Consider the following 1,270-nt stretch of genomic DNA (forward strand, 5'->3'; position numbering starts at 1 on the left):
CCTCCGGCCCTGCGCGGTACTTCGTACCTTCCAGGCAAAAAACGTGTGGGAGGAAGTGACAGTCAGGGCCGAAACAAACCCCCATTTCGGCTTGACAAACCTGATTGAGAATCACGGCAAAACAACGAAAGGGAAGAAAAAATGACCGAACACATCACCGGGATCCGGGTCGACAAAAACGGGGTCCTGTCCACCGTCAGCATCGACGACACGAACACCCACACCCACCTGATGGGCATGTACCAGCACATCGGCTGCACAACCGTCGACGTCATCCGCCTTACCGGCGGTATTGACGTGTGGGTGGACGACGAAGGCCTGTACACGCAGGAACCGAACCCGACACTCACCGCCATGATCCGGGTAACCCGCCCGTTCCAAACGCACCTGTCCGGCCCGGGCCTGTTCCTCACCACGGACGGCGAGGGCGACACGCGTGGTCTGACCGAGGAGCAGACCGCGACCGTCATCGGATGGTGGCAGACCGCGAACGCGATCCTGCCCGTCCTGTAACACCCCAACCAGTAACAAAGGTCGGAGACCGAAGCACCGCAAGCGCCTCGGTTCCCGACCGAATAACCCCAACACTATCGAAGGAAGAACATCGTGACCAAGAACACCACCACCGCCCCCGCCGCCGCGACTGCCACGCCTGACCTTGCTGCAAGCCTTGCAGCGGGGACGGTGACGATTGAGCGGATCGACCCGCAGGCCGTGCAGCTTGACCCGAACATCAGAACCAACCCGGTCCTCCCGCCCGAGTTCGTGGACTCCATCCGCGCGGAAGGTGTCCGCGAGCCGGTCCTCGCCCGCCGCGAGGAGGACGGCATCACGTACGTCTACGACGGACAACGCCGACTCCTCGCCGCCCGCGAGGCGGGCCTCACGTCGATGCTCGCTGTATTCGGTATCGCGGACACCACCGGCACAGAGTCAGGCCGGATCCTTGACCAGCTGCGCACATTCGCCCGCGCCGAACTCACCCTGACCGACCGGATCGCAGCCTACGAAACGTTGGCTCTTGATGGCATCAGTGTGGAGAAGATCGCGAAGTCGGCCGGTGCCGATAGGGCTACCGTCGCCGGGGCTCTGACGATCGGTAAGAGCAAGGCCGCTACGACCTACGCCGGGTACGGCACGGTCTGGGTCTATACGATTTTCGGTGTAACTCCTGAGCAAGGAGGAACCGAATGACTGACGTGAAGATCGACGTGGAGGACGAGGCCGTGGCGACGGTGAAGCATGACGGCTTGGTCGATGGCCGGCTGGT

At 62.5% G+C, this 1,270-nt stretch carries 2 protein-coding genes; both read left to right on the forward strand.

All coding sequences use genetic code 11. The features are described from left to right. The first annotated feature begins 141 nt into the window (after positions 1–141). On the forward strand, positions 142–513 hold the full coding sequence (locus B7R21_RS18135; protein WP_116284666.1) for a DUF3846 domain-containing protein: 372 nt from the start codon (positions 142–144) through the stop codon (positions 511–513). Positions 514–606: 93 nt separating this feature from the next. Beyond that, entirely contained in the window at positions 607–1,194 is a 588-nt protein-coding gene (locus B7R21_RS18140; RefSeq protein ID WP_172592265.1) for a ParB/RepB/Spo0J family partition protein, read from the forward strand. The last annotated feature ends 76 nt before the right edge of the window (positions 1,195–1,270 follow it).

The sequence above is a fragment of the Subtercola boreus genome (genome assembly GCF_003399625.1).
Lineage (GTDB): Bacteria > Actinomycetota > Actinomycetes > Actinomycetales > Microbacteriaceae > Subtercola > Subtercola boreus_C.

What these genes read in the sequence shown, in the direction of transcription:
- B7R21_RS18135 (WP_116284666.1), top strand. Translation starts at nt 142, where the DNA reads ATGACCGAACACATCACCGGGATCCGGGTCGACAAAAACGGGGTCCTG.